The organism is Citrobacter sp. Marseille-Q5395 (assembly GCF_947057495.1).
In the GTDB taxonomy this organism is placed as follows: Bacteria; Pseudomonadota; Gammaproteobacteria; order Enterobacterales; family Enterobacteriaceae; genus Citrobacter; species Citrobacter murliniae.
This window is the reverse complement of sequence record NZ_CAMSEL010000063.1, coordinates 1-1,334: the sequence shown is the minus strand read 5'-3', so window position 1 is coordinate 1,334 and position 1,334 is coordinate 1. Positions and strand designations below refer to the sequence as shown.

Here is a 1,334-nt window from a genome sequence, read left to right as displayed (position 1 = left end):
TATTTAATGAGATGGTCACTCCCTCCTTCCCGGTACTATGCTGAGGACAGGCTTTCATTCGGAGAACTATCATGGAAAACATTGCGCTCATTGGTATCGATCTGGGTAAAAACTCTTTCCATATTCATTGCCAGGATCGTCGCGGGAAGGCTGTTTACCGTAAAAAATTTACCCGGCCAAAGTTGATCGAATTTTTGGCGACATGCCCGGCAACAACCATCGCGATGGAAGCCTGTGGCGGTTCTCACTTTATGGCACGCAAGTTGGAAGAGTTGGGGCATTCCCCAAAGCTGATATCACCACAATTTGTCCGCCCGTTCGTTAAAAGCAATAAAAACGACTTTGTCGACGCCGAAGCTATTTGTGAAGCTGCATCGCGTCCGTCTATGCGTTTTGTGCAGCCCAGAACGGAATCTCAGCAGGCAATGCGGGCTCTGCATCGTGTCCGTGAATCCCTGGTTCAGGATAAGGTAAAAACAACCAATCAAATGCATGCTTTTCTGCTGGAATTTGGCATTAGCGTTCCCCGAGGAGCTGCCGTTATTAGCCGACTGAGTACCCTTCTTGAGGATAATAGTTTGCCTCTTTACCTCAGCCAGTTATTGCTGAAATTACAACAGCATTATCACTATCTTGTTGAGCAGATTAAAGATTTGGAATCCCAGTTGAAACGAAAGTTGGACGAAGATGAGGTTGGACAGCGCTTGCTGAGCATTCCCTGCGTCGGAACACTGACAGCGAGTACTATTTCAACTGAGATTGGCGACGGGAAGCAGTACGCCAGCAGCCGTGACTTTGCGGCGGCAACAGGGCTTGTACCTCGGCAGTACAGCACGGGAGGTAGGACGACATTGCTGGGAATTAGTAAGCGAGGTAATAAAAAGATCCGAACTTTGTTGGTTCAATGTGCCAGGGTATTCATACAAAAACTGGAACACCAGTCTGGCAAATTGGCCGATTGGGTCAGGGATTTACTGTGCCGGAAAAGCAACTTTGTCGTCACTTGTGCTCTGGCAAACAAGCTGGCCAGAATAGCCTGGGCCCTAACGGCACGACAGCAAACTTATGTAGCATAACGGCAGAAATACACCGGTTTAAAGAATTACTGATCTGGTTTTGCGAATACTGATATTGATGATACTAACGGCCCACCGGCCTGTTGAGGAACCTGTAAAACGGAAAGGCTCATTGAAGCCGTATATTTTCTGGAGGTTCATCAGGCGCGGAACTCATCAAGGCGCGGGAATAAAATCCCATTCAGACGCCGGATAGATTCAAGCAAGCCAACTTGTCGTCAAAATCGGTGTTGCAAAAACGGGAGTGACCATAGATTC

The 1,334-nt window shown here is 47.8% G+C and carries 1 protein-coding gene; it reads left to right on the top strand.

Translation table 11 applies throughout. The annotated features are described in order from the left end of the window. Positions 1-71: 71 nt before the first annotated feature. The gene (locus OH663_RS25950) at positions 72-1,076 is read left to right on the top strand and encodes an IS110-like element IS4321 family transposase (protein WP_022542389.1); all 1,005 of its coding nucleotides are present in this window, start codon (positions 72-74) and stop codon (positions 1,074-1,076) included. Positions 1,077-1,334 lie beyond the last annotated feature (258 nt).

Excerpts from the sequence above, each read along its gene's own strand:
- OH663_RS25950 (WP_022542389.1), top strand. The coding sequence starts at position 72 with ATGGAAAACATTGCGCTCATTGGTATCGATCTGGGTAAAAACTCTTTC.